Annotated in this window: 21 protein-coding genes; 11 read left to right on the forward strand and 10 right to left on the reverse strand. The window is 72.6% G+C overall.

The window, feature by feature from the left end:
• Nucleotides 1–207 precede the first annotated feature (207 nt).
• Genes WME83_RS42720 through WME83_RS42735 form a run of 4 tightly spaced genes read right to left on the reverse strand, consistent with a single transcriptional unit; the run spans nt 208 to nt 6339 of the window.
• Nucleotides 208–1956: an ABC transporter permease gene (locus WME83_RS42720; protein ID WP_437315457.1), complete on the reverse strand. Its 1749-nt coding sequence runs from the start codon at nt 1954–1956 to the stop codon at nt 208–210.
• The gene (locus WME83_RS42725; RefSeq protein ID WP_437315458.1) at nt 1953–3146 is read right to left on the reverse strand and encodes an ABC transporter ATP-binding protein; all 1194 of its coding nucleotides are present in this window, start codon (nt 3144–3146) and stop codon (nt 1953–1955) included. The genes WME83_RS42720 and WME83_RS42725 overlap by 4 nt, the downstream gene beginning before the upstream one ends.
• Nucleotides 3143–5278 (reverse strand): hypothetical protein, encoded by a 2136-nt coding sequence (locus WME83_RS42730; RefSeq protein WP_437315459.1) that lies wholly within the window; start codon nt 5276–5278, stop codon nt 3143–3145. Before WME83_RS42730 ends, WME83_RS42725 begins: the two co-directional genes overlap by 4 nt.
• Complete coding sequence (locus tag WME83_RS42735; protein ID WP_437315460.1) at nt 5275–6339, reverse strand: AAA family ATPase; 1065 nt, start codon at nt 6337–6339, stop codon at nt 5275–5277. Before WME83_RS42735 ends, WME83_RS42730 begins: the two co-directional genes overlap by 4 nt.
• A 363-nt stretch (nt 6340–6702) precedes the next feature.
• Between WME83_RS42735 and WME83_RS42740 the strand changes: the two genes are divergently transcribed.
• The gene (locus WME83_RS42740) at nt 6703–7242 is read left to right on the forward strand and encodes a hypothetical protein (RefSeq protein ID WP_437315461.1); all 540 of its coding nucleotides are present in this window, start codon (nt 6703–6705) and stop codon (nt 7240–7242) included.
• A gap of 245 nt (nt 7243–7487) precedes the next feature.
• On the forward strand, nt 7488–8240 hold the full coding sequence (locus WME83_RS42745) for a hypothetical protein (protein WP_437315462.1): 753 nt from the start codon (nt 7488–7490) through the stop codon (nt 8238–8240).
• On the opposite strand, the gene cysK is transcribed toward WME83_RS42745, so the two are convergent.
• Entirely contained in the window at nt 8237–9202 is a 966-nt protein-coding gene (cysK, locus tag WME83_RS42750) for a cysteine synthase A (protein ID WP_437315463.1), read from the reverse strand. The two genes, WME83_RS42745 and cysK, sit on opposite strands and share 4 nt — an antisense overlap.
• 58 nt (nt 9203–9260) lie before the next feature.
• Nucleotides 9261–10331, reverse strand: coding sequence for a sulfate/molybdate ABC transporter ATP-binding protein (locus WME83_RS42755; RefSeq protein WP_437315464.1), 1071 nt, complete (start codon nt 10329–10331; stop codon nt 9261–9263).
• Between the two features lie 350 nt (nt 10332–10681).
• Here WME83_RS42755 and WME83_RS42760 point away from each other — a divergent pair, with 350 nt between their 5' ends.
• The 3 genes from WME83_RS42760 (at nt 10682) to WME83_RS42770 (ending at nt 14103) form a co-directional block, all read left to right on the forward strand.
• Nucleotides 10682–11629, forward strand: coding sequence for an NAD-dependent epimerase/dehydratase family protein (locus tag WME83_RS42760; protein WP_437315465.1), 948 nt, complete (start codon nt 10682–10684; stop codon nt 11627–11629).
• A gap of 412 nt (nt 11630–12041) precedes the next feature.
• A complete protein-coding gene (locus tag WME83_RS42765; protein WP_437315466.1) occupies nt 12042–13007 on the forward strand; it encodes a glycosyltransferase family 2 protein in 966 nt (321 codons plus the stop codon).
• A gap of 112 nt (nt 13008–13119) precedes the next feature.
• The gene (locus WME83_RS42770; protein WP_061629498.1) at nt 13120–14103 is read left to right on the forward strand and encodes a lysylphosphatidylglycerol synthase transmembrane domain-containing protein; all 984 of its coding nucleotides are present in this window, start codon (nt 13120–13122) and stop codon (nt 14101–14103) included.
• Nucleotides 14104–14168: 65 nt separating this feature from the next.
• On the opposite strand, the gene WME83_RS42775 is transcribed toward WME83_RS42770, so the two are convergent.
• Nucleotides 14169–14807, reverse strand: a complete 639-nt coding sequence (locus WME83_RS42775) for a hypothetical protein (protein WP_437315467.1) — start codon at nt 14805–14807, stop codon at nt 14169–14171.
• Nucleotides 14808–14923: 116 nt separating this feature from the next.
• Here WME83_RS42775 and WME83_RS42780 point away from each other — a divergent pair, with 116 nt between their 5' ends.
• From WME83_RS42780 to WME83_RS42795, 4 genes are all read left to right on the forward strand, one after another.
• Complete coding sequence (locus WME83_RS42780) at nt 14924–17098, forward strand: DUF2079 domain-containing protein (protein ID WP_437315468.1); 2175 nt, start codon at nt 14924–14926, stop codon at nt 17096–17098.
• Nucleotides 17073–17519: a universal stress protein gene (locus tag WME83_RS42785; RefSeq protein ID WP_437315469.1), complete on the forward strand. Its 447-nt coding sequence runs from the start codon at nt 17073–17075 to the stop codon at nt 17517–17519. Before WME83_RS42780 ends, WME83_RS42785 begins: the two co-directional genes overlap by 26 nt.
• A 168-nt stretch (nt 17520–17687) precedes the next feature.
• On the forward strand, nt 17688–18902 hold the full coding sequence (locus WME83_RS42790; RefSeq protein WP_437315470.1) for an ammonium transporter: 1215 nt from the start codon (nt 17688–17690) through the stop codon (nt 18900–18902).
• Between the two features lie 296 nt (nt 18903–19198).
• Nucleotides 19199–19948, forward strand: coding sequence for a YebC/PmpR family DNA-binding transcriptional regulator (locus tag WME83_RS42795; protein WP_437315471.1), 750 nt, complete (start codon nt 19199–19201; stop codon nt 19946–19948).
• Between the two features lie 28 nt (nt 19949–19976).
• On the opposite strand, the gene WME83_RS42800 is transcribed toward WME83_RS42795, so the two are convergent.
• Nucleotides 19977–20705, reverse strand: a complete 729-nt coding sequence (locus WME83_RS42800) for a CPBP family intramembrane glutamic endopeptidase (protein WP_437315472.1) — start codon at nt 20703–20705, stop codon at nt 19977–19979.
• The gene (gene coaBC, locus WME83_RS42805; RefSeq protein ID WP_437315473.1) at nt 20702–22015 is read right to left on the reverse strand and encodes a bifunctional phosphopantothenoylcysteine decarboxylase/phosphopantothenate--cysteine ligase CoaBC; all 1314 of its coding nucleotides are present in this window, start codon (nt 22013–22015) and stop codon (nt 20702–20704) included. Before coaBC ends, WME83_RS42800 begins: the two co-directional genes overlap by 4 nt.
• A gap of 216 nt (nt 22016–22231) precedes the next feature.
• On the opposite strand from coaBC, the gene WME83_RS42810 reads away from it, so the two are divergent.
• Entirely contained in the window at nt 22232–22774 is a 543-nt protein-coding gene (locus tag WME83_RS42810) for a putative signal transducing protein (protein WP_437315474.1), read from the forward strand.
• Nucleotides 22775–22924: 150 nt separating this feature from the next.
• Nucleotides 22925–23947 (forward strand): tryptophan--tRNA ligase, encoded by a 1023-nt coding sequence (locus WME83_RS42815; protein ID WP_437315475.1) that lies wholly within the window; start codon nt 22925–22927, stop codon nt 23945–23947.
• 60 nt (nt 23948–24007) lie between these two features.
• Here the strand turns inward: WME83_RS42815 and WME83_RS42820 are convergent, their stop codons facing one another.
• Nucleotides 24008–25744, reverse strand: coding sequence for a VanW family protein (locus WME83_RS42820; protein ID WP_437315476.1), 1737 nt, complete (start codon nt 25742–25744; stop codon nt 24008–24010).
• Between the last annotated feature and the right edge of the window lie 63 nt (nt 25745–25807).

A 25807-nucleotide genomic window follows, 5' to 3' on the forward strand; every position in this document is an offset into this window, starting at 1 on the left:
CGCCGTCGTCACGCGACGCGAGGATCGAGATCCCCTCTCGCTCCCGGACCTCGAGCGCGAACGCCCTTTTCACACGCCCTCCCGGAGCGCTCAAGATTTCGACAGATCCGCGCGCAAGCGCATCATGAAGCATTCCCGCGAGCCGATCCAAATTTCCAAACAACGACGCGCGCACATGCGATTTCAGCGCGCGCCGCGGCGATGCGCTCAGGCGAGGGTGCCCGCGGCGCTCCCTGGCTCGGCGCGCTCCGGCGCGGCGGCTTGCGCCGGAGCCGGCTGTTCGGCCGCGCGCGCGGCCTCGTCTTCCTGGGCGAGGAGCGCGTCCGTCACGGCGAGCGCCGCGTCCCGCTGCGCGAGGAGGGCGGCGCAGCGCGCGCGCGCCGCGGCGAGCAGGCCGAGCCCCACGGCGACCCAGGCGGCGGCGGCCACGTGCCCGGCGACCACGACGGGCCCCGGATCGCCCTGCGCGGTCTTGGAGAGCATCACGAAGGCGTAGAACGGCGACGGGGCCGCGACGAGGAGGGCGCTCTCGCTGGCGCTGAACTCCGTGATCAGGCCGGCGATGGCGGCGACGATCCACGGGCCGATCGCGATCGAGAAGAGGAGCGTCAGCAGCAGCACCCGCGCCACCATCGGCGCGGCGATCCGCGCGCGGAGAAAGGCGCCGAGCCCGACCAGGAACACATAGAAGGCGAGCGCGTAGACGGCGAAGTACTGGAGCTGCCGCGTCTGGCTCTCCGGCGCGCCGACGGACGCGCCGAGGAGCAGCTGGTGGCCGACGGCCCACAGCGCAACGACGGCGGGGACGCCGGCCGCGAGCAGGAGGTACGCCGCGCGAGCGACGCCGGGGCCGAAGAAGCGACGCAGCCGGCCGGCGCGGCTCCTGGCCCAGTGCACCTCGACGCGGCGCGACGGGCCGACCGGATCGCCGGCGAACAGGAACACGCAGAAGGTCAGGTACGAGAGCGTCGCGCACAGGCCCGCGAGGATCGCGGCCAGGCGATCGGACGGGTCCACCGAGAACGCCGGCACCGCCGCGGCGGCGGCGACCACCGGCGTGCAGACCGCGAACCACGTCTTCAGGCCCGAGGAGCGATCGTCGCTCTCGCTCGTGAGGTTCGCGACGGTCACCTGGTAGAGGAACCACGCGGGGACGACCACCGCCGCGAGCGGCAGGAGGACCAGGAAGAGCGTGTAGTCGACGCCGAACGGGACGCGCTGGTACGCGACCGGGAGCCAGATGGGCGGGCCGTCGGGCACCTCCGGCCAGGCGAGGTGGGCCGCGTACGAAAGCCCCGTGCCCCCCGCCATGAACAGGCAGATCGACAGGGGGAACGCGAGCAGCAGCGTGACGAGGATCGCCGCGCGGAGGCTCGCCATCTTCGAGCTGATCGCGAGGCCGAAGGCGACGCTGAGCAGCGCGATCAGGAAGAGGAACAGGAAGGCGATCACCACCTCCATCGCGGTGATCCCGCCGAACAGGAACGGCAGCGCCCCGACCGGCGCGAGCATGACCACGTACATCGAGATCGCCGTGTAGGCGGCGAGGAACTTGCCGCGCGCGATCTCTCCGGGCGGGATGCCCGTCAGGAGCACCGCCTCCCAGGTGCGGCCCTCGCGCTCCGACGCGATGCTGTTCGCGGCGACCGCCGGCCCGACCAGCGCCACCACGAAGTACGCGAGCGAGAAGAAGACCTGGAACAGGATCACGCCCGCCTTCGCGGGCGCGATGTCCCTCGACACCATGCCGCCGATCGACGCCACGAGCAGCGTCATCAGCACGGCGAGCACGAGGAGGATGACCGGCGTGCGGGCGAGCCGCGCGGCCTGCTTGAGCTCGCGGATCCAGATCGGGTTCGGCTCGCCGAGGAGGCGGGCCACGCGGTGGCGCGCCCGATCGACGAGCCGCTGCGACGCCGGGCCGACGGGCGGCGATGAGCCAGTCTGCGCGCTCACTGCACCTCTCCTTGCGTGACCTCGAGGAAGATCCTCTCGAGCTCGTTGCGCTCCGGCTCGACCCCGATCACGCCGATCCCGCTCCGCACGAGGTGCTGCACGATCTCGGCGATCTTCACGTCGTTGCCCACGTAGCCGACGTGCACGGCGCCCGCGACGAGCTCGATGTCGGTGATCCCGGGGCCGCCCCGCAGCAGGTAGGCCGCGGCCTCGGGATCGCCGAGGACCCGCACCTTGACCTTGCGCCGGGAGAGCGGCGACAGCCCCGGGTAGGCCGCCGCCTGCCCCGGCCCCGCGGCGTGGGGCGGGTGCGGGCCGTACCCGGGCGGCGGACCTTCGGCCTGCTGAGGACCGACGGCGGCCGGATCCCCGGGCGCGGGCGCGTGGCGCGCCTCTGCCGGGTGCGCGCCCGGCGCGGCGGCGTGGCGCGGCGGCGCGTGCCCGTGCGCCTGCGCAGCGCGCAGCGCCTCGAGGCGCGCCGCGATCTCGCCGATCGGCCCGGCGACGACGAGGCGGCCCTTCTCGAGGATGCCGATCGACGTGCACACGTCGGAGAGCTCCGTGAGGATGTGCGAGGAGAGGAAGATCGTCTTCCCCAGGCTGCGGAGCTCGAGCAAGAGGTCGCGGATCTCGATGCGCGCGCGCGGATCGAGATCGCTCGCCGGCTCGTCCAGGATGAGGACCTTGGGATCGTGCAGCAGGATCCTCCCGAGCTGGAGGCGCTGCTTCATGCCCTTCGACATCGTGGCCACGATCCGGTCCTGGATCTTGCCGAGGTCGGTCAGCTCCAGGACCGCGTCGACCACGTCGAGCGACGGCACGCGGAACGCGTCCGCGAAGAACTCGAGGTACTCGCGCACCGTGATCCGGTCGTAGACGCCCGCGTGATCCGGCATGTAGCCGATGCTGCGGCGGACCGCCGCCGGGTCGAGCGTGACGTCGACCCCGTCGATCTCGACCCGCCCCGCCATCGGCTCGAGCAAGGTCGCCATGACCCGGATCGTCGTCGTCTTGCCCGCGCCGTTCGGGCCGATGAAGCCGAAGATCTCGCCGGGGCCGACGTCGAAGGTGACGTCCCGGAGCACGTCGAGCGAGCCGAAGCGGTGCGAGAGGTGGCGGACGCGGATCGTCGGCGCAGGCCGCTCGATCCGCGCCGCGGGGGGCGGGGCGCCGCCGGACGCGAGGCTCACGGCTGGCCTCCGTAGCCGACGATCCGCACGAGCACGCGGTCGCTCTCGATCCGCAGCCCGGAGTCGACCGCGCGCCCCTCGCCGCCGTCGAGCTGCCCGAGCAAGACGGGCACGCCCGCCGGGAACCAGTCGACCGCGTCGCCGGCCGCCTCCTCGATCGCGAGCCAAGCGGCGCCGAGCCCCGGCGCGTCGGGCTCGAGCAGGGGGGCCAGCAGGCTCCCGCCGAGGTCGTGGACGTCGATGCCGCCGACCCGCCGGCCGAAGCCCACGTGCGACAGCCACCCCTGCCCCTCGGCCCGCGCCGCGAGATCGACCCCCGCGCGCGACGAGACCTTCTCCCCGTCCCGGACGCGGGCGAAGTAGCGGGCCGCCCCGTCCGGCAGCCACAGGACGCCGCCCCGGAGATCGCGGCCGCTCCGGTTGCTCACGACGACGTCGCCGCTCGGCTCGGCGACGATCGCGATGCCCTCCCCGAGCGGCGCGACGCCGTCCTCGCGCACGATCACCGTCTGCCACGGGAGCGCGGCGACCTTCGTCAGCCGGGCCCCGTCGCGGTCCACGAGGAGCCGGTCGCGCCGCTCCGAGAGCTCGGCGAGCACCGCCGTGCTGATCACGCTGCTCGCGTCGGTCGTGCGGACGGTGAGCTCCTCCGAGCTGGCCACGAAGAAGCCGCGGAACCGGCGCACCGCCCCCTCCGTCATGCCGGCCCCCGCCTCGATCAGCGTGAGGTGCCGCGCCCTGCCGCGCACGCCCTTCGCGAGCACGCCCACGCCGACGATCGCCGCGAACGTCACCGCCGCGTACACGGGCAGGTGACGGAGCGCGCGCAGCGGCCGCCCCTGCCGCGCGGCGCGCGAGAAGTTGATCGGGCCGGCGAGCACCGCGTAGATGCAGAGCAAGAGCGCCGAGACCCCGATCGCCCAGCGCGCGCCCTCGTTCGGATCGAGCTCGCGCCGCACCGGATCCAGATCGAGGCCCATCGCCTCCTCGCCCGGGCGGAACGCGACCGTGGAGCGGCGGTCGTGGGCGCGGCGCGCGAGATCGGCCATCCGGATCTTCACCCACGGGTCGCCGGCCGCGGGCTTCTGCGTCGGATCGAACGCGAGCAGGTGCACCTCGCCGAGGCCGTAGAACGCCGAGCTGCCGTAAGGGCTGGCCCGCAGGTTCCCGCCCGACCAGCCGGCGAGCGCCTCGGCCACCTCGGGGCTCGCGCTCGGCGCGGGCAGGAGCGCGTTGCCCTGCTTGCCGAAGCCGCTGGGCGCGCCGGGCGGCACGATCTCCTCGAGGGTCGGCGGCGCGACGCCCGCCCGCGAGACCTCGCCGCCGACGAGCGCCGCGAGCGTCGGGTGCCGCAGCGCCTCGGGGCGCCCGACCGCGAGCGCCAGCGTGCCGCCGGAGAGCACGTAGCCGGCGAGCGCGTCGAGCTCGGCGCCCTTCAACATCGAGAGCGTTTCGGTGCGCATGAGCACCGCGTCCGCCGCGCTGTACAGGGCCGCCCGATCGGGCAGCAGCGGATCGCCCGTCGCGCCGTCGTAGCGCGGCTGCCCGACCCACAGGACCGCGGCCGGCGACGACCCGGGCCCGCGGCCGCTCGGCGCGTACAGCGGCGCGACCGGCGCCTCGTGCAGGCCCGCGCGGAGGAGCGACGTCTCGCTGACGTCGAAGAGCACCACCGCGCGCTGCGAGGTCGACGAGAGCGCGTGCGAGGACACGGTCGCGCCGCCCTCGTCGAGCGCGCGCACCTGCACGTCGCCGAAGGGCGCCACCTGCACGGGCACGCGCACGTTGACCGACTCGCCCGCCCCGACGGTGTACGGCGCCGACGCGACGAAGACGCGCTGCTCGGAGTAGCGCTTCGACTCGACCTCGACCTCGCCCCGCGCCGCCTTGCCGCCGCGGTTCTGGATGCGAACGACGACCTGGTTCCACCCCCAGGGGATCGCGCCGCTCGTCCCGAACACCGGCGCCGCGTCCACGCCGAGCTCCGGCGCGCTCGGCGCGGGCGGCGCCTGCCCGGACGCGGGCCCCGCGGCGAGGAGCGCCGCGAGCCACGCCGCGCCGGCCGCGCCCCTGGCGCCCCTCGGCGTCGCGATCCGGAGCGCCGGCTCCCGCGCCTCGTCGCCGCGCCTCATCGCCGGATCGCCTGGGCCACGGGCTCGGGCCGCGGCTCGATCGCGGCGAGGAGCGCGGCGATCACCTGATCCGTCGTGATCCCCTCCGCCTCGCCCTCGAAGGACCGGATCATGCGGTGGCGGAGCACCGGCTTCGCCACCCGCTGCACGTCGGCGAACGCGACGTGCGCCCTGCCCTGGAGCAACGCCACCGCCTTCGCGGCCAGCACGAGCGACTGCGCGCCGCGCACGCCGGCGCCGAACCGGAGCGCCCTCCGCACGATCTCGGGCGCCCCCTCGGCGGCCGGATCGCTCGCCCGCGTCAGCCGCGACGCGTACCGCATCACGGGCTCGGCGACCGCGACGTCGCGGCAGAGCGAGCGCAGCGAGAGCACGTCGTCGCGGGTGAGCACCCGCGGCGGCGGGCCGCGGTCGTGGCCCGTGGTCCGGGCGAGGATCTCGGTCAGCTCGTCCTCCGTCGGGCTCGGCACGAGCACCTTGAGCAGGAACCGATCGAGCTGCGCCTCCGGCAGCGGGTACGTCCCCTCCATCTCGATCGGGTTCTCGGTGGCGAGCACGAAGAACGGCTCCTCCATCGCGTGCCGCGCGCCCGCGATGGTGCACGCGTGCTCCTGCATGGCCTCGAGCAGCGCGCTCTGCGTCTTCGGCGTCGCGCGGTTGATCTCGTCGGCGAGGATCACCTGCCCGAAGATCGGCCCCTTGTGCAGCGCGAAGTGGCGCGAGCCGTCCGCCGCCGTGACGAGCACGTTCGTCCCGGTCACGTCGCTCGGCATGAGATCCGGGGTGAACTGGATGCGGGAGAACCTGAGATCGAGGCAGCTGGCGATGGTCCTGACGAGGAGCGTCTTGCCCAGCCCGGGCGCCCCTTCCAGGAGGACGTGGCCTCCCGCGATGATCCCCCAGAGCGTCTGCTCGATGACGTCGCCCTGGCCGACGACGGCCTGCCCGATCGCCTCGCGCAGCCGCGCGCTCGTCTGCTGCGCGAGCTCGAGCCTCGCCTCGAAGGAGGCAGGGGCCGATCCCTCTGCTCCGTCAATACCTGCGCCTGATTCCGCCGCCATCCGGTCGCCCTCGGGCCACGACCATAGCCGGCCGCGCGCCGCGCGTCGATCGGCGCCGCGGCGCGCAGGCCGCGGCGTGGCGGCGCCGCGGCGCGCGAGCCGCGCCGAGGCGGCGCCGCAGCGCGCGGGCCGCGCCGAGGCGGCGCCGCAGCGCGCGGGCCGCGCCGAGGCGCCGCCGCAGCGCGCGGGCCGCGCCGCCGAGGAGACTCGACATCTCGTGTCGAACCGAGATCGACGGGGTCGCGCCGGATCGAAGAGCGCAGAGCGCCCCTCCGGAGGTGCCGCGGACGCACGCAACGCACGGAAACGACCGGTCGATCGCCTCGGCGAGGAACGCCGCCATGCTATCTTTCACGGATGAACATGCTTATCCGGACCTGTCGCCGTGCAGTTGCCTCGCTCTGTCTCTCCGCGCGCGCCGGCGCGGCGCTCACCGCGGCTCTGGCGCTCGGCGCGAGCGCCTGCGCCACGATAGCCGGCGAGCATGAGGCGGAGACCAAGTTCCTCGTGAAGCCGACCTCGCAGTCGACCTTCTCCGGATGGAGCGAGGTCTCCGTCTCGCAGGACCCGAACTCCATCGACGGCGCCGAGCTCAGGTTCATCCGGCTCGAGGCGCGCGACGACAACGTGCCCGACCTGACGTTCATCAAGAGCATCTCGGCCCAGGCCGTCGTCGACGGCGAAGCGACCTTGATCGCCAAGAAGGCGCCGATGCCCGCCGGCGAGCGCATCGTCCCGCTGGATCGCAAGTATCACGGCGACATCCGGAAATTCTTCTATCCGGACGAGGAGAACGGCGGTTACACGGTGCACGTCGACTGGTTCGGCGAGGTCGATCTCACGAAGAAGATCCCGCCCGAGGGCGTCTGGATGAAGGTCATCGTCGCCGTCCGCGTCGAGTGATCGCGCCGCCGCGCCGCCCTCCTTCTCCAGGCTCCGCGGCGCCTCCCCGGCGCCCCTTCGTTCGTCCTCTGGACGCCCCCTGAACCATCCAAGCTTCTGTCTCCTCGCTCGGTCGAAGGTTGCGAACCGCGAGCGCACCGCGCGCGAGGAGCGATGCCGGAGGGGTGGACTCCATCCGCCGGCGGCGCGCTCCCCGTCGCGCGCCGTGCGCCGCACCCCGGCGCGGGCAAGGAGGTCGATCCGTCATGGCCGAGATCCAGGAGAGCTCTGTTCTTTTCTCGCTCAAGCAGCTCATGAGCCTCGAGAAGCAGCGCGTGCGCGAGGAGGAGGAGGCAGCGCGCCGGCGCGCGCTGGCGGAGCAGGAGGCCCGGCGCGCGCTCGAGCGGCGCGCCCTGGCGGAGCAGGAGGCGCGCCTCCGGGCCGAGGAGGCGCGGGCCCGCCGCGAGGAGGAGCTCGCGCGCGAGGAGGCGGCGCGGCTCGAGGGGATCCGGGCGGCGGCCGTCGAGAAGGCCCGCGTCGAGGCCGAGCAGCGCGCCCGCGTCGAGGCCCTGGAGAAGCAGCGAGAGCACGAGCGCAGGCTCGCGGCCCTCGCGGGCGACGCCCAGAAGCGGCGCCTGGTGCGGCTCATCGCGGGGGGGAGCGCGCTCTTCGTCGCCGCGCTCGCCGCGACGCTCGGCGTCTACTTCGGCAAGATCCAGCCGGAGGCCGAGCAGGCGCTCGCCGAGCAGACCGCCGCGCGCGCCGCGTACGAGCAGCGGCTCGCGGCGCTCGAGGGCGACCTCGCCGCGAGCGAGCGGCAGATCGGCGAGCTCACGCTGGCGTACCAGACGGTGCGGAGCGAGGCGGAGAAGGCGGAGCTCGAGCGCAAGCTCCTCGCGGCGAAGCGCGACCGGGACGTCCTCCAGGGCAAGGTCGCGCGGCCTCAGCCGCAGCCGGCGCCCAAGAAGGCGGAGTGCGTTTGCAGGGAAGGCGACCCGATGTGCGGCTGCCTCCCCTAGCCCTTCGACCAGGGCGCGGCCCCCCGGGCGCAGCCGACGAGCTCCTTGAAGAGCGGCGAGGTGACGTACCGCTCGCCGCCGTCGGGCAGGATCACCACGATCTTCTTGCCCTGCATCTCGTCGCGCGCCGCGATCGAGAGCGCCGCCGCCATCGCCGCGCCGCCGGAGATGCCGACGAGGATCCCCTCGGTCTTGGCGAGCCGGCGGGCGGCGTCGAAGGACTCGTCCTCGGTCACGGGCACCACCTCGTCGATGAGCTCGCGCCGGAGGATCTTCGGGACGAAGCCCGCGCCGATGCCCTGGATGAGGTGCGCCCCCACGCGGCCGCCGCTCAGCACGGCGGCGTTCTTCGGCTCGACCGCGATCATCTTCACGCCCGGCTTCTTCTCCTTGAGCACCTCGCCCACGCCGGTGATCGTCCCGCCGGTCCCCACGCCGGCGACGACGACGTCGACCGCCCCGTCCGTGTCCTCCCAGATCTCGCGCGCGGTCGTCATCCGGTGCGCGGCGGGGTTCGCCGGGTTCTCGAACTGCTGGAGCATCACCGCGCCCGGCGTCTCCTCCACGATCTGGCGCGCCCGCGCGACGGCCTGCACCATCAAGGACCCGGGCGTGAGCAGCACCTCGACCCCGAACGCCCGCAGCAGCGCGACCCGCTCCGGGCTCATCGACTCGGGCATCGTGAGGATCAGCCGGTAGCCCTTGGCCGCGGCGAGCATCGCCAGCGCGAGGCCCGTGTTGCCGCTCGTCGGCTCGACGAGGACGCTCCCGCGGGTCAGCTTGCCCCGCCGCTCGGCGTCCTCGATCATCGCGAGGCCGATGCGATCCTTGACGCTGCCGCCGGGGTTCCGGCTCTCGACCTTGCCGATCAGCTCGGCACGCAGCCCCTTGCCCGCAGAGCTCAGGCGAACGAGGGGGGTGCGCCCGATCGTCGCCGCGATGTTGTCGAAGATTGAACCCACGTGCCCGCCCTCCGTGTTGGCTGGCCCCCCGGGCCAGACGGAAGCGCCGGCCAGGTGGCTAGATGGAGTAATCTTGCACGAAGATCTTGGCGTCTCGGAGATTTACAAGCACCCGGTCCCCCTCGGACAGGGCGAGCTCGGCGACGCGGTCCTTGGTCAGCTCGACGGAGAGCGGCTGGCCGTCGGAGAGGCGGAGCTCCGCCTTGACCATCCATCCGACCCGCGACAGCCGCTCGACGCGCGCCACGCTGGCGTCGTCGGCGCTGGGTGAGCTCGACGAGTCGATCCGGGTGTGGAGCTCGATGTCGTGCGGCCGCACGAAGGCGCGCACGCTCGCGCCGTCGCCCGTCCCGGGGGGGGCGTGCACCGCGAGGGTCCCGAGCGCGGCCTGGCCGTCGCGGACCTCCCCCTTGAGCACGTTGATCGACCCGACGAAGCTCGCCACGAACTCGGTCGCCGGCCGGTCGTAGATCTCCTCGGGCGTGCCGATCTGCTCGACCCGCCCCTTGTGCAGCACGATGACCCGATCGGCGAGGTCCATCGCCTCTTCCTGGTCGTGGGTCACGAAGACGCTCGTGATGCCGCGCTCCTTGTGGAGCCTGCGGATCCACTCGCGCAGCTCGAGGCGCACCTTGGCGTCGAGCGCCCCGAACGGCTCGTCGAGCAGGAGCAGCGACGATCCCGGGGCGAGCGCGCGCGCCAGCGCGACCCGCTGCCGCTGCCCGCCGGACAGCTCGTGGGGGTACCGGCTCCCGAGCCCCTCGAGCTGCACGAGGCGGAGGAGCTCGTCGACCGTGGCCTCGATCTCCTTCCGGGGCCGCTTCCGGATCGTGAGGCCGAAGGCGATGTTGTCGCGCACGGTCATGTGCCGGAACAGGGCGTAGCTCTGGAACACGAAGCCGATGTTCCGGTCCTGCACCCGGGTGTGCGTCGCGTTCTTCCCGTTCAGGATCACCTCGCCGGCGTCGGGGCTCTCGAGCCCGGCGATGATGCGCAGGACGGTGCTCTTGCCCCCTCCGCTCGGCCCCAGCAGCGCGACCAGGGCGCCGCTCTCGATCTCGAACGAGACGTCGTCGACGACCTTGTTCGGACCGAACCGCTTCGTGAGCTGCTCGACAACGATTCCCATAAGCGACAGCTAACTTTCTGCCCGTCCCGCGCGCGCCTCGGACAGAAAAAACCAGGGCGCCCGAGCGCGGCTCAGCGTCGCCCGCCGGCCGGGGAGGCGCAACCGGATTCAGAAGATACATCGGAAAGGTGGGTATTTTTGCAAGAAGCCCGCGGCTCGCGCGCCTTCCCCTGGAGCTCGCCGGGCGGCGGACGCGCGCGTGGCGGCCGGCGGGTGCCGGTCCACGGGACAGGTCGAAGTGCTAGCATCCGCCGCGCCGCGACGCGGCAGGACCGGGACGGAGGCCGCAGGGCGGCAGCACGACGAGGACGGCGGGCCGCGCGGCGCGGCGGGACCAGGACGGGAGGCGGATGCGTTGTCTGGTGACTGGGGTGGCCGGCTTCATCGGCTCCCACCTGGCGGAGCGGTTGATCGAGCTCGGGCATGAGGTGCTCGGGGTGGACCGCTTCACCGACTACTACGGCCGCGAGATCAAGGAAGGGAACCTGGCCCGGCTGCTCGACGAGCCGCGCTTCTCTCTGTCGACGGCCGACCTCGCGACCGCCGATCTGCGCCCGCTGCTCTCGACGTGCGAGGTGGTCTTCCACCAGGCGGCGCAGGCCGGCGTGCGCCCGAGCTGGGGGCAGAGCTTCGAGGGCTACCTGCGCGACAACGTGCTGGCGACGCAGCGGCTGCTGGAGGCGGCGAGGGCGCACGGCCAGGTGCGCAAGCTCGTCTACGCCTCGTCGTCCTCCGTGTACGGCGACGCGGACGACGTGCCCATGCACGAATCCAGCCGGACCGCACCGCATTCGCCCTACGGGGTGACGAAGCTCGCCGCCGAGAACCTGTGCGAGCTATACCGGCGCAACTTCGGCCTGCCCACGGTCTCGCTCCGGTACTTCACGGTGTACGGCCCCGGGCAGCGTCCCGACATGGCGTTCCACCGGTTCATCGCCGCCGTGCTGAAGGGCGAGACGGTCCGCGTGCACGGCGACGGCGAGCAGACGCGCGATTTCACGTACGTGAGCGACGTCGTGCAGGCCAACGTCGCGGCGATGGAGGGCGGCGCGGTCGGCGTGTTCAACATCGGCGGCGGCTCGCGGGTGAGCCTGAACGAGGCGCTCCGGCTGCTCGGGGAGCTCGCCGGGCCGGTGCGCGTGGAGCGGGGCGAGCCGCAAGCCGGCGACGTCCGGCACACCTGGGCCGACACGGCGGCGGCGCGGGCGGCGCTCCGCTATGTGCCCCGGGTGCCCCTGCGCGAGGGGCTCGCCGCCCAGGTGGCGTGGCAGTCGAGGAGGCTCGGGCTCGCCCGGTAGCGCGGCGGGGCCCCGCGCTGCCGGGGGCCGGGGGTGCCCGCGCCGCGAGGCCGCGCCTTCCTGCGCCCTTCAGGAGCCGGGCGATCCTCCGCGGGGGACGAGGATCCTTCGTTTCACCGCCACGTGCGTCGCAGGCTCGGTTGTGGTGCCTAGCAAGCACGGATCCAGCGCGCCCACGATCGCTCGCCCCGGCGGCGCTTCCCGTTGCTCCACGCACGAACCGCGGGGGCGCTCCTCGCGCCCCTTCCGGCGCACCGGTCGCTTCCCACGGACGGAACCGCGCGCTTCCGCGACGATCCTGCTATCCTCCGCCGCCGTGATTGTGGACCAGCCCCCCACACCTGCCCCTACAGAGGTCCCGGAGGACCGCGCGACGTTCGGGCTCTCCGCCTTCGACCCTCGCCCGAGCCTGATGGCGCCTTCCATAGCGCCGGCCACCTCGGCGGCGCCGCACGTCTCGGTGGTCGTCCCGGGGCTGAACGAGGCGGAGAGCCTGGCCGAGCTCGCGCAGCGCATCGACCAGGCGCTGCGGGGGCGCTTCACCTACGAGCTCATCTTCGTGGACGACGGCAGCACGGACGACACGTGGGCCGTCATCTCCAGGATCCGCGCGGAGAACCCGGTGGTGAAGGGCATCCGGCTGCGGAAGAACTTCGGCAAGGCGACCGCGCTGACGGCCGGCTTCCGCAAGGCGAGGGGCGCGATCGTCGTCACGATGGACGCCGATCTCCAGGACGACCCGGCGGATCTGCCGAGCTTCATCGCCAAGGTCGAGGAGGGGCTCGACGTCGTGGTCGGCTGGAAGGTCAACCGGCTCGACCCCAAGAACCGCCTCGTCCTGTCCCGCATCTTCAACGGGACGGTCCGCTCGGTCACGGGCGTGAAGCTCCACGACATGAACTGCGGCTTCAAGGCGTACCGGAGCGAGGTGCTCCGCACCATCCCGATCTACGGCGATCTCTTCCGGTTCATCCCGGCGCTCGCCGCGTGGCAGGGCTTCCGGGTCGCGGAGATCCCGGTGCGCCATCACGCCCGCAAGTACGGCAGCTCTCGCTACGGCCTGGAGCGCATCCTGCGCGGCTTCTTCGATCTGCTCAGCGTCATGTTCCTGACCCGCTACTCGAAGAAGCCGATGCACCTCTTCGGCCTCATCGGCCTCGTGTTCGCGGCGGTCGGGGTGACGATCAACGCCTATCTCACGCTGCTCTGGTTCCTCGGTCACAAGATCGGCGATCGCCCGCTGCTCCTGCTCGGCGTGCTGATGATCCTCCTCGGCATCCAGTTCTTCTCGATGGGCTTCATCGGCGAGTTCCTCACCTTCCAGATGCAGCAGCGGCACCAGGCCGAGGAGCTGCCGGTCCGCGAGGAGATCGAGTGATCTCCGCCCCGCGCGCCGCTCGGTCCGGGCGCCCTGCGCCCGGGCTCCTCGCTCCGCTCCGGCTCTTCCGGCTCGCGGCCCCGCGCTGAGCGCGCCGCGGTCGATCGTCTCCATGCGCCGCACCGTCCTGCGCGCCCTCGTTCGCCTGATCGGGCCGCTGCTGCTCGTCCTCGTGGTCGCGCGCATGGACGACCGGGACGCGGTGCTCGGCGCCGTGGCCTCCGCCGCGGCCGCCCCGCTCGCGCTCGCGGCGGCGCTCAACGTCCTCAACATCCACCTCAAGGTGGTCCGCTGGGACGCGCTGCTCCGCGCCCGTGGCATCGTCTACCCCCTTCGCCGGGCGTGGAGCGCGTACCTCACGTCGCTCTACGTCGGCATGTTGACCCCGGGTCGTGTCGGCGACGTCCTCAGGATCCGCTACCTGCGTCACGACCTCGGCGTTCCTTATGCGGAGGGCCTGGCCACGGTCGTGATGGATCGGCTGTGCGATCTCTACGTGCTCGCCGCGTTCGTGGCCGTCGGCGTCGCCCGCTACAGCGCGGTCATCGCCGGCCAGCTGGCGTGGCTGACGTGGGGCGGCATCGCGCTCACGGTCCTCGCCCCGCTCGTGCTGCTCATCCCTGGCCTCGCCGAGCGCATCCTCCTCGCCTTCTCGCGCAAGATCGCGAAGGAGCCCGGGGACTCCGCCGAACCTGGGGCGGCGAGCCGCTTCCTCGTGGCGCTCCGGGCCCACGTCGGGCGCGGGCTCCTCTTCACGCTTCCGGTCACGGTGGCGACGTTCGTCGTCAACTTCGTGCAGGGTTATCTGATCGCGCGCGCCCTCGGGATCTCGCTCTCGCTCTTCGACGTCACCTGCCTGCTCGCCATCGCGAACCTCCTCGGCCTGTTGCCGATCTCGATCGCCGGCGTCGGGGTTCGAGAGCTCTTCTTCTCCCTCGTGTTCCCCTCCCTCGGCTTCACCGCCGAGCACGGCGTGAGCTTCGGCCTCCTCGTCTTCGCGGTCATCTACCTCAACGTCGTCGCCCTGGGCTTCGTGAGCTGGCAGCTGGCGCCCCCGCCCACCGCGCCTGCCCCGCAGACCCCGGCTCCGCCGTGACGGCCCCCTCCCCGGGGGCCGGGCGGCTCGGCGAGGCCTCATGGCCGCGCTCGCGTGGTGCGGAACTAGAGAGAAAACCGCGTCGTGAGGGTCAATGGCTCCCAATCGAACGACGGCACCCGCGAGGCCGCGGCGCGGAACGCGTCGACCACGCACTCGCCGACCTCGGTGCCGGCGTAGGGCGGCCCGTCCAGCTCCACCTGGGCGTCGCCGCTCGGCGCGAAGGTCACCGTCACGCTCCCCTCGCCGCTCGGGCCGTCCGGCTGCCAGCAGCGCTGCGCGCGCACCCGGCCGTGCTCGAGCGCGGCGCCCGCGGCCCTGCCCACGCGCAGGCGCGCGGCGTCGGCCCGGCTCGACCAGGCGTCGTGCCCGTCGTGCGACCGCGGCAGCACCTCGGCCGACGCGGGGTACGGGGCGCCGCGCTGCGGGCAGTGCGCAGGCCGCACCATCGCGTAGCCGGTCGCGGTGGCGAAGCCGCACACCGCGAGCGCCACCAGCAGGGCGCGCTGCCCGCCGCCCCGGCCGTGAGGGCCGTCGGGCGGGCCGTCGTCGCCCGAGCCGCCGCGCAGCCGCTCGACCTCGGCGCGGACCTCCGCGAGCTCCGCCTCCCTGGCGGCGAGCGCCGCCTCCCGCTCCTTCAGCTTGGCTTCGAGGGTTTCGATGCGCGCGCGAGCCGCATCGAGATGATCCCGGTAGTGCGACATGGGCCCATTCTACCGCGGGCCGCGCGCGGCGCCTGCCCTTCCCACGCCCCCGCGCCATTCCTGCCGTTCCTTGACAGCGGGGGGTAGGGTCAAGTAGCCGAGGACCCGCCTCCTCCATGCTAGAGCCCCACCGCACCAGGCTGAGCAGCGCGCTCGCGAAGCTCGACGGCACCCTCGAGCGGCTCGCGCGCGCCGCCGTGACCCTGGCGCCGTGGCCGATCCTCTTCGGCATCTGCATCGCCGCGTCGGCGTGGGTCTTCACCCACCCGAGCCGGCTCGCCCTGCTCTCGACGAACAAGCTGACCGAGCTGGAACGCCGCTGGATGGCCGGCGGCGCCGTCGCCGCCATCGTGGGGGTCGGCCTCGCCTACTTCTTCGTGATGCTGGCGGGGCGCGCCTTGACCCGCTCGTGGGACGTCGTGGGCACGGTGGGCCGCCTCAACCGCGCCCTCGCCCCCCTGCTCGCGCTCCCCTTCGTCGCCGCGCTCAAGCTGCCGAACATCGAGAAGGACAGCCCGAGGACCGCGATCTTCTACGCCGCCCTCGCCGCCGCGACCGTGGGCGCCGGCGTCTACGCCTGGGGCCGCGGCGCCCGGCTCTCGCCCGCCCTCGACGACCCGCCCGCGCTCGACAACCCGCCCGCAAGCGGCGGCCCGCTCGCCAGGGCCGGCCGGTGGCTCGCGCCGCTCGCCGTCCTCGCCCTGTGGGCAGGCTACGCCCTCTTCTTCTCCCGGCTCGCGATCACCAACCACCACGCGCTGCACACGCGGACGCCGGACCTCGGGTATTACGACAACATCTTCTACCAGTCGATCCACGGGCGGCCGCTCGGCTGCTCCTGGCTCCGCGCCGGCTATCACGGCTCCGCGCACTTCGATCCCATCCTCGTCCTGCTCTCGCCGCTCTACCTCATCTACCCGCGGGCGGAGTTCCTCCTCGTGCTCCAGTCCGTGTGGCTCGGCGCCGGCGTGATCCCGGTGTACCTGCTCGCGCTCGACAAGCTCGAGCACCGCGGCAAGGCGCTCCTGCTCGCCGCCGTGTGGGCCCTCTACCCGGCCCTGCACGGCGCGAACATGTACGAGTTCCACTCGCTCGCGCTGATCTCGCCGCTCGTCGTCTGGCTCCTCTACTTCTACGAGACCGGCAGGGACCGGTGGTACTGGGTCACCCTGGCCGCGCTGCTGCTCTGCCGCGAGGACGTCTCGCTCCTGATGTGCTTCATCGGGCTCTACGCCATCTTCGACCGGCGCGCGGGCCGGACGCGCCTCGGCTGGATCACCATCGCGACGAGCCTCGTCTACTTCGTCATCGTGAAGCTGTTCTTCATGACGTCCGCCGGCATCATCATGTCGGGCAAGGACGCGTACTCGTTCGCCTACTACTACGAGGAGCTCATGCCGAACCGGAGCGGGCTCGGCGGCCTCGTCGTCTCCGTCCTCACGAACCCCGTCTTCGTTCTCAAGGTCATGCTCGAGGAGCCGAAGATCCTCTTCCTGCTCCAGCTCTTCGTCCCCCTCTGCTTCCTGCCCTTCCTCGCCAAGCCCGGGCGATGGATGCTCGCCTACGGGCTCCTGTTCTGCCTGCTCGCCTCGCGCGACGCGGTCTTCTCGATCCACTTCCAGTACTCGTCGATCCTCTTCCCCATCGCCTTCGTGCTGACGCCGATCGCGCTCAAGCGGGTCGAGGACTCCGCGCCGGCCGCGTACCTCGGCCTCGACGGGCGGCGGCTCTCGCGCGCGCTGCTCGCGGCGGCGCTCGTGGCGAGCGCGCTCGTGTCGTGGAAGTTCGGCGGCCTCGTCGAGAACGCCTCGTTCAGGGGAGGCTTTCACCGCGTGGCGCGCGCGCTCACGCCCGAGCAGGAGGCCACCTACGCCTGGGTCAGGCAGCAGGTCGAGTCGATCCCGCCCGGCGCGATCGTCGGCGCGACGAGCAAGATGGGGCCGCACGTGTCGAACCGGAAGGAGGCCTATTTCTACCCGGGCGACCGCGCCGCCATCGTCCAGTACGTGTTCCTCGACGAGGGGGAGCTCAAGGGCAAGGACCTGGAGCGCCACAACGCGGCGGTGAAGCGCGGCGAGCTCATGGAGCTCGGCCGGCTGAAGAAGATGGCGCTCTTCAAGCGGGTGAAGCCGGCGGCGAAGCAGCCGCCGAGAGACCCGGCCGAGCGCGACGAGCCCCCTACCGAAGGCCCGGCCCCGGAGCTACGAAAGCAGGACAGAAAAGACGGCGGCGCGCCGCCCGAGCCAACCAGCACCGCGGAGCAAGATGAAGACCCTCCTCCTGGCCCATGACTTCGACGAGACCTCGGAGCGCGCCCTCGACACGGCGATCGAGCTCGCCCGCAAGCTCTCCGCGAAGGTCGTCGTTTCACACGTGTACAGCGTGCCCGTCTACACCTTCCCGGAAGGCTCGTCGCTGATCCCCTCGGCCGAGGACGCCGCGCGCCTCGCCGAGGCGGCCCAGCGGAGCCTCGATCAGGTGCTCGAGCGCCGGCGCGCCGTGGCCGACGTCGAGATCTCGGGCACGCTGCGCGCCGGCGTCCCCGACGAGGAGATCTGCCGGCTCGCGGACGAGATCGGCGCCGACATGATCGTGATCGGGACGCACACGCGCGGAGCGGTCGCGCGGGCGCTGCTCGGCAGCGTGGCCCAGCGGGTGGTGCGCTCGGCGAAGGTCCCGGTGCTGACGGTCCGCGGCCCGCAGCCCGGCTGATCGGCACATTCTGCCGCTTCGGGCCTGAGGTTTCGTGCCATCGGGGTACCCCTCATCCGGTATCCGGTATCACCGATCGGACATTAGAAATTTCCCGACGCCCTGCCAAATGCATCCGGCCGCGGCTCCGAAACCTCGTTGAAACATCGGGCACGTTACGCCCGAGCCATGAAGATCGACACTGGGGATACGGCCTGGCTCCTCGCATCGACAGCCCTCGTCCTTTTCATGACGCCGGGCCTCGCCCTGTTCTACGGCGGCATGGTGCGCCGCAAGAACGTGCTCGCGACGCTCATGCACTCGTTCGCGGCGCTCGCGGTGATCTCCGTGCAGTGGGTGGTGATCGGGTACTCGCTCTCGTTCGGCACGTCGCAGGGCGGGCTCATCGGCGGGCTCGATTATCTCGGCATGCGGGGGCTCGCGGGCGTGGAGCGCGGCACCGTGCCGCACCTCGCCTTCGCGGCGTTCCAGATGATGTTCGCGGTGATCACGCCCGCGCTCATCGCGGGGGCGTTCGCCGAGCGCATGCGGTTCCCGGCGTATCTGGTCTTCATCCTGCTCTGGTCCACGCTCGTCTATGATCCCGTCGCCCACTGGGTGTGGGCGGAGAAGGGGTGGCTCTTCGAGATGGGGGCGCTCGACTTCGCGGGCGGCACCGTCGTCCACCTCGCCGCGGGCATCTCGGCGCTGGTCTGCGCGATCGTGCTGGGCAGGCGCACGGGGTACCCGCACGAGCGGCACGTGCCGCACAACCTGACGATGACCCTGACGGGCACGGGCATCCTCTGGTTCGGCTGGTTCGGCTTCAACGCCGGCAGCGCGCTCACCTCGGGCGGGCTCGCGGCGCTGGCGCTGCTCGACACGCACGTCGCCGCGGCGGCGGGCGGCGCGGCGTGGCTCTTCGTCGAGTGGGCGCAGCGGGGCAAGCCGACCGCGCTCGGCGTCGCGTCCGGCATCGTGGCCGGGCTCGTCGGCATCACGCCGGCGGCCGGGTTCGTCGCGCCCTGGGCCGCGGCCGTGATCGGCCTGCTCGCGGGCGCGGTCTGCTACGTGGCGGTCGTCTCGAAGGAGCGCCTCCGGTACGACGACTCGCTCGACGCGTTCGGCGTCCACGGCGTGGGCGGCCTCCTCGGCGCCATCCTGACCGGCGTCTTCGCGGAGAAGGCCCTGAACGAGGCCGGCCGCGACGGCGTGATCGCCGGCAACCCCGGTCAGATGGTCCCGCAGCTCGCCGGCATCGTGGCCGTCGGGCTGTACGCGGCGATCGTGACGTTCCTGCTCCTCAAGCTCGTCGACAAGCTGATCGGCCTGCGCGTGGCCGAGAGCGATGAGCGCGAGGGCCTCGACGCCACCGAGCACGGCGAGACGGGTTACGCGCTGTAGCGAACCGGGGGGCAGCCCCAGCCCCCAGCGTCGTCTCGGGCCTCGGCCGGGCTCGCTCTCCTGGTAAGGAGGGGGTGAGGCGCCGTCGTAGTTGCCTCCACCCGGGCGCACCGCTAGAGCGACAGACGGTTCGAACCGCCGGGGCGCCGGGGATGCCATGAGAGGTCGACGCTCTCTCGGCGCCCCCAGCGCCCCGACGGCTTCTCCCCCCGGACCGATCGGTGCTCCAGCTTGCGCCGAACCTTTCCCCTGGGCGCGCGCCGAGCGAGCGCCCCGTCATCACGGAGCAGACAGGCATGAGCGGCCATTCCAAGTGGGCCACCATCAAGCGGAAGAAGGGCGCCCTCGACGCGAAGCGCGGCAAGCTCTTCACCAAGCTCATCAAGGAGATCACCGTCGCCTCGCGCATGGGCGGCGGAGACCCGAACGGCAACCCGCGCCTCCGGAAGGCGATCAACGACGCCAAGGGCCAGGCGATGCCCGCCGACACGATCAAGCGCGCCATCCAGCGCGGCACCGGCGAGATCGAGGGCGCGAACTACGAGGAGATCCTCTACGAAGGCACCGGCCCCGGCGGGACCCTGTTCCTTTGCGAGGCGATGACCGACAACCGGAACCGCACCGTCGCCGAGATCCGGAAGATCTTCGAGAAGAACAACGGGCAGCTCGGCGCCGGCGGCTCCGCGCAGTGGGCCTTCGATCGCAAGGGGATCATCCTCATCGCGAAGGACGCGGCGACGGAAGACCAGCTCATGGACACCGCCGTGGGCGCGGGCGCCGACGACTACAGCGATCAGGGCGAGGAGTGGCAGGTGCTCTCCAGCGTCGACGTGATGGACACCGTCGTGAAGGCCCTCGAGGACGCGAAGATCCCGGTGAAGTCGAGCGCCGCGGGCTACGTCCCCAAGAACAAGAAAGAGGTCGCCGGCCGCGACGCCGAGGTCTGTCTCAACCTCGTCGACTCGCTCGACGACCACGACGACGTGCAGAACGTCTACGCCGACTTCGACGTCCCCGAAGAGGAGCTCGCGAAGCTCGAGGGGTGACGCCCCGCCCGACGAGGGCGCCCGCGCGTCACGGGCGCCAGATCGGGAAGCTCACGATCGCCCACGAGAAGAACGCGTGGGCGAAGAGCGCCGGCGGCAGGCGGCCGGTGCGGTGCACCACGCGGCCCCACACGATCGAGCAGCCGAAGCCCGCCGCGACGAGCAGCGGGTTCGGCCCGGCGAGCGGATCGCCGAGCAAGAAGAGCGTGGGGAGGTGCGCGGCGGCGAAGAGCGCGCTCGACAGCAGCCAGGCGGTCACCTGGCCGAACGGCCCCTCGAGCGCGCGCATGACGAGCCCACGCCAGACGAGCTCCTCGAGCGCGGCCACGACGAAGACGATCGCGCCGGTGAACACGCGCGTGTCGGCCAGCGGGTCGCCGAGGTGGAGGTACAAGCGGAGGAGCCACGCCTCACGCGGCGAGCCCCGCGGGGCGAGCGCCAGCTGCACCGCCATGGCCATGCCGTAGAGCCCCGCCGCGACGAACGCGCCGCGCGCGAGATCGCCCGACAGCGGGCGGAGCGCGGCGCGGAGCTCGCCGCGGCGGCGGAGCCACAGGACGGTGATCGCCGCGAGGACGGCGTAGAGCGCGCCGAGCGCCGCGAGCATGCCGGGCGCGCCCGCGCGATCGGGGTGGAAGGCGTACGCGACCGCGAGCGCGACGCCGGCGGTGACGGACGCGGCGATGAGCGCGGCCTCGCGGCGCGAGGCCCGCGGCGGCTGGCGCGGGTCGGTGGCCGGAGGGTCGACCGGGATCATCGCGCGCACAGCTGCACGACCCGATCGAGGATGCGGTCGGCGAGCACGGGCTTGGGCAACACGCCGAGCGCGTCGGCGGCGTCGCGGGTCACGATCGTGGCGCGGTTGTCGTCCCGGCCGAACGAGTCCGCGGCGTGGTTGGCGACGATCATGTCGACGCGCTTGCTCGCGAGCTTGCGCCGGGCATAGGCGATCACGCCGTCGTCCGAGGCGGTCTCGACGGCGAACCCGACGAGCACCGGGGGCCGCGCGCCGCCCTCGCGCGCCGGGGCGTCGAGGCCGGCGCGCGCGAGGCCGACCTCGGCGAGCAGGTCGGGGTTCGGGACGAGCGGGAGCGAGGCGAGATCCGGCGTGCGCTTCAGCTTGGTCGCGTGCTGCTCGGCCGGGCGGTAGTCGGACACCGCGGCCGTCATGATCAGCGCGTCGGCGCCGCGGAGGTCCTCGCCGAGCGCCTGCCAGAGCGCGGCGCGCATCTCGAGCGCGCCGCGCACGTCGACGCGCCGCGCGCCGGGCGGCGCGGCGAGCGACACGGGGCCGGCGATGAGCGTGACCTGCGCGCCGCGGAGCGCCGCCCGATCGGCCACGGCGAAGCCCATCTTGCCGGTCGACCGGTTGCCGAGGAAGCGCACGGGATCGAGGTCCTCGAGCGTGGGCCCCGCGGTGACGACGAGCCGGAGCCCCGCGAGATCCCGCGGGCCGAGCCGCGAGAGCGCCGCGGCCGCGATCGCCGCGGGCTCGGCCATGCGCCCGAGGCCGCGCTCGCCCGAGGCGACCTCGCCGAAGACCGGACCGACGAGCTCCACCCGCCCGTCGGCCTCGAGCGTGGCGACGTTCCGCGCGGTCGCGGGGTGCGCCCACATGCGGGGGTGCATCGCCGGCGCGGCGAGCACCGGGCCCTTCGCGCACAGGGCGAGCGCCGTCACGAGGTCGTCGGCGCGGCCGGCGGCGAGGCGGGCGAGCAGGTCGGCGGTCGCGGGCACGAGGAGCACGAGGTCCGCCTCGGCGGCGAGCGCGACGTGCAGCTCGCCCGCGAACCCCGGGTCCCACATCGTGTCGCGCACCGGCTCGCCGCAGAGCCCGCTCAGCGTCATCGGGCCGAGGAACTGCTGCGCCGCGCGGGTCATGATCGGGAGCACGCGCGCGCCGCCCTGGAGGAGGAGCCGCGCGACCTCGGCGGCCTTGTACGCGGCGATGCTGCCAGAGACCGCGAGCGCGACGGTCGGTCGCCCGCCGGCGGCGGTGTGGCCGGCGGCCGGCGGAGCGGGGGCGTCGGGGTGAGGCGCAGGAGAGGACGGCGTTCGGCCGGACATGACGCAGGTGCCAGCGTGGGGGAGCCGCTTCGCGGTCGCCGGTCAACATCGGTCGGGAGCCGCTCCGCGGTCCCTTGGCCAACATCGGTCGGGAGCCGCTCGGCGGTCCCTTGTGAACATCGATCGGGGACCGCCCTGCGGTCCGCCTCCGCCCACCGTGGCACGAAAACCGGCGGCCGTACACGCTGCGCCGCGGGCGGATGCTACCCTCGCCGGGTGCGCTCCTTCGATCGGCCGCGGGGCGGCGCCCGGGCGGGCTCCGAGCAGCTCGCCGAGCAGCTCGTCACGGTCGCGACGTACAGCGAGTCCGTCGAGGCGCAGATGGGGCGCTCGGCCCTGTCCGCTCACGGCATCCGCGCCTTCCTCGCCGACGAGCACGTGGCGACGCTGACCCCTCATTATATTGGCAGGTCCCTCGGGATCCGGCTCCAGGTGCCGCGCGCGGATCTGGAGCGGGCGGCCGAGATCCTGAGGCCGCCGCCCGTCGACGACGATCGCGAGCTCGACGAGGACGACGAGGTGGCCGAGCTCGATGGGCCGAAGTGCCCGGCGTGCGGGGCGCGCTACGCTTACCGCGAGTGGGCCCCGGGTCAGATCCTCGCCATCATCTTGCTGCTCGGATTGCCGATCCTCGTCTTGAAGAAGCGGTGGCACTGCCGCAAGTGCGATGCGTACTGGCCCCCGGAGGCGAACGCGCCGAGGCATGGAAATCCCTACCGGGCGCCGCGCGGGGCGGCGCTGCGTCCGAAGGGGCAGTGAACCGAGCGGCGGCCGCAGCGCGGCGCGCCCGGCGTCGCGCGGAAGCCGCCGTCACGTGGCGACGAGAAAACCCTGGCGGGATTCCTGGCGCGCGGCAGTAGCATCCCCGACCGGGAGCTCGTCACGGGCTCCTCACAGGAACACGAAACGATGGCAAGCACCGTCCTCACCGGCATCAAGCCCACCGGAACGCCGCACCTCGGCAACTTCGTAGGGGCGATCAAGCCGGCGCTCGCGCTCGCAGCGACCGCGTCGAACGCGCTCTACTTCGTCGCGGATTACCACGCGCTCAACACCATCCACGACGCGCAGAAGCTCCGCGGCCTGGTCCACGAGGTCGCCGCGACCTGGCTGGCGCTCGGCCTCGACCCCGAGAAGGTCATCTTTTACCGGCAATCCGAGGTCCCGGAGATCCTCGAGCTCAGCTGGATCCTCTCGTGCTTCACGGCGAAGGGGCTCATGAACCGCGCGCACGCCTACAAGGCCGCTGTCGCCAAGAACATGGAGTCCCGAGCGTCGAGCGCCGCGACCGTGGAGGACATGGACGACCTCGACGCCGGGATCAACATGGGCCTCTACTGCTATCCGGTGCTGATGGCGGCCGACATCCTCCTGTTCAAGACGAATGTCGTGCCCGTGGGCAAGGATCAGGTCCAGCACATCGAGATCGCCCGCGACATCGCGCAGCGGTTCAACGCGATCTACGGCCCGGTCCTGGTCCTGCCCGAGGCGCGCATCGACGCCCACACCGCCGTGATCCCGGGCCTCGACGGCCGCAAGATGAGCAAGAGCTACGACAACACCATCCCGCTCTTCTTGCCGCCGGAGAAGCTGCGCAAGACGATCTTCAAGTACAAGACGGACTCGTCGCCCCCGAGCGAGCCGAAGGATCCGGACACCTCGCCGCTGTTCCACCTCTACCGGGAGTTCGCGACGCCCGAGGAGACGGAGGCGCTCCGCGGCCGCTACCGGAGCGGCATCGGCTGGGGCGAGGCGAAAGAGGCCGTGTTCGAGGTGCTGAACCGCGCGCTGGAAGAGCCGCGCCGGCGCTACGCGGAGCTCATGGCCGACCCGGCGCGCGTCGACGCGCTGCTCACGGACGGCGCGGTGCGCGCGCGGCAGATCGCGAGCGTGACGATCCAGGAGACACGCAAGGCGATCGGCGTCCGCTGAAGGCCGCCGCCGGCGCAGGCGGACGCCGGCCGCCGCGCCCCGCCGGCAGGCGCCGGCCGATCAGCCGCCGTCGCCCTTCTTCTGGCGCCGCTTCTTGCTCTTGCCGTCCTTCGCCTCGTCGCCCGCAGCGTCCTTCTGGCCACGGGCCTCTCTCGCGCCCTTGCCCTCGGGCTGCTCGCTCGAGGCTTGCACGGTGGCGGCGCCCTCCGCGGGCGGCGCGTCCTCGCCGCGCGCGCCCTCGCGCTCATCCCCCTTCGCTCGGAAGGTGCCGATCCCCGCGCGCTCGGTCCAGCCGCGCTCGCCCGTGAGCCCCGGCTCGCGGCTCTCGACGGTGCCGCCGCCCGGCTCGAGGCCGGTCGCGCCGGGCGTGCGGACGTCCGGGCCCTGCGTGACGACGAGGTACTCGTCGGCCACGTACTCGGGGTGATTGTCGTCGGCCGCCTTGACCTCCAGATCGCGCGGGCCGCTCCCGACATGGATGATCTGCGTGGTCGGCGGGTAGCTGTCGCTCCACTTCTCCCGCACCCCATAGGCGCCGTCGCGGACGACCCGCGAGCTCGTCGTCCGGAAGCCGGGGATGCCGCGCTGGGCGAGCGTCCGTGTCCCCTCAGGCAGCTTCGGCGTCGGGCGCTCCAGCTCCTCGAACGGGATGACCTCGTCGATGCGGCGAAAGTACGTGACCGTGAGCTTGCGCGAGGGGCCGAGGATCTCGGCGCGCACGACGCCGCCGGCCACCGTCTCGTGGAGCACGATCGGGAAGTCGAACGGGTTCCTGAAGCGGTAGTTGATCGTCGGATAGACGACGGTCGCGTCGAGGCCGAGCTTGATGTAGTAGCTCGGGCGGGAGTGCGGGTAGCGCTCGACGATCTCGAGCCCCGCGAAGAACGCGGCGCCGTGGAGCGTGCCCGAGATCTGGCAAGTCCCGCCGCCGAGCCCGTCGACGAGCTCCCCCTGGGCGATGACCGGAGCGACCCGGTAGCCGTGCGCCTCGTCGCGCGGGCCGACCGTCTCGTTGAAGTCGAAGATCTCCCCCGGCATGACGACCACACCGTCGAGCTTCGAGGCGGCGAGCCTGAGGTTATACGTCCTCTCCTTGGACTTCGCCCCGGTCGCGTAGCGCGTCTCGAAGTAGCCGAGCACCTGGTCGAACTTGACGTTGCCGAGCTGCTCCGCGACGAGCTTCGGCGCGATCGTCTCGACGCTGGCCTGCGCCGTGTCCTCGCCCGCCCGGAGGGCGGCGTCGATCCGCGCGAGGGTGCCGTAGACGTCCAGCCGATACCCGATCTTCTCGGGCCTGAGCTGCTTCGCCTCCAGATCGACATAGGCGTCGACCGCCGGCGCGTCGAGCTCGACCTTGAGATCGAGCAGCTTGCTGATCGCCCGCTCGGAGTCGAGGAGGAGCGGGATCGGGATGTCGAGCGGGGCGTCCTCGTCCTTGCGCTCGTGCGCGCGGCGGAGCGCGCTCTCCGGGCGGAGCGCCTCGCGGACAAACTCGGCGAGGCGGACGCGGTTGATCTCGACGCCGAGGTCGTTGCGGCGCAGCGCGCGCGCGGAGCCGTCGGGGAGCACGATCCGGATCTCGCCGGTCGCGTAGCGGCGCACGAGATCGAGCGCGTTGGCCACGACGTCGCCGCCCGTCGGCACCGGCACCTGCGCCACGCGGAGGACCGGCGGAGGCTTCGGGCCGTCGTCCGGCGGCGGCGGCAGCACGAGGTAGGTGATGACCAGGCCGCTCGTGACGAAGATCGCCACCAGCGCGGCGAACCGCCAGAGCTCCGGCGAGCGGCGAAGATCCATGCGAGGGCGGCCATCTTGAAAAGGCTTCCCCGAACCGTCAAGGAAACGCCTCGGTTCGGCCTA

Source organism: Sorangium sp. So ce385 (genome assembly GCF_051474135.1).
In the GTDB taxonomy this organism is placed as follows: Bacteria; Myxococcota_A; Polyangia; order Polyangiales; family Polyangiaceae; genus Sorangium; species Sorangium cellulosum_D.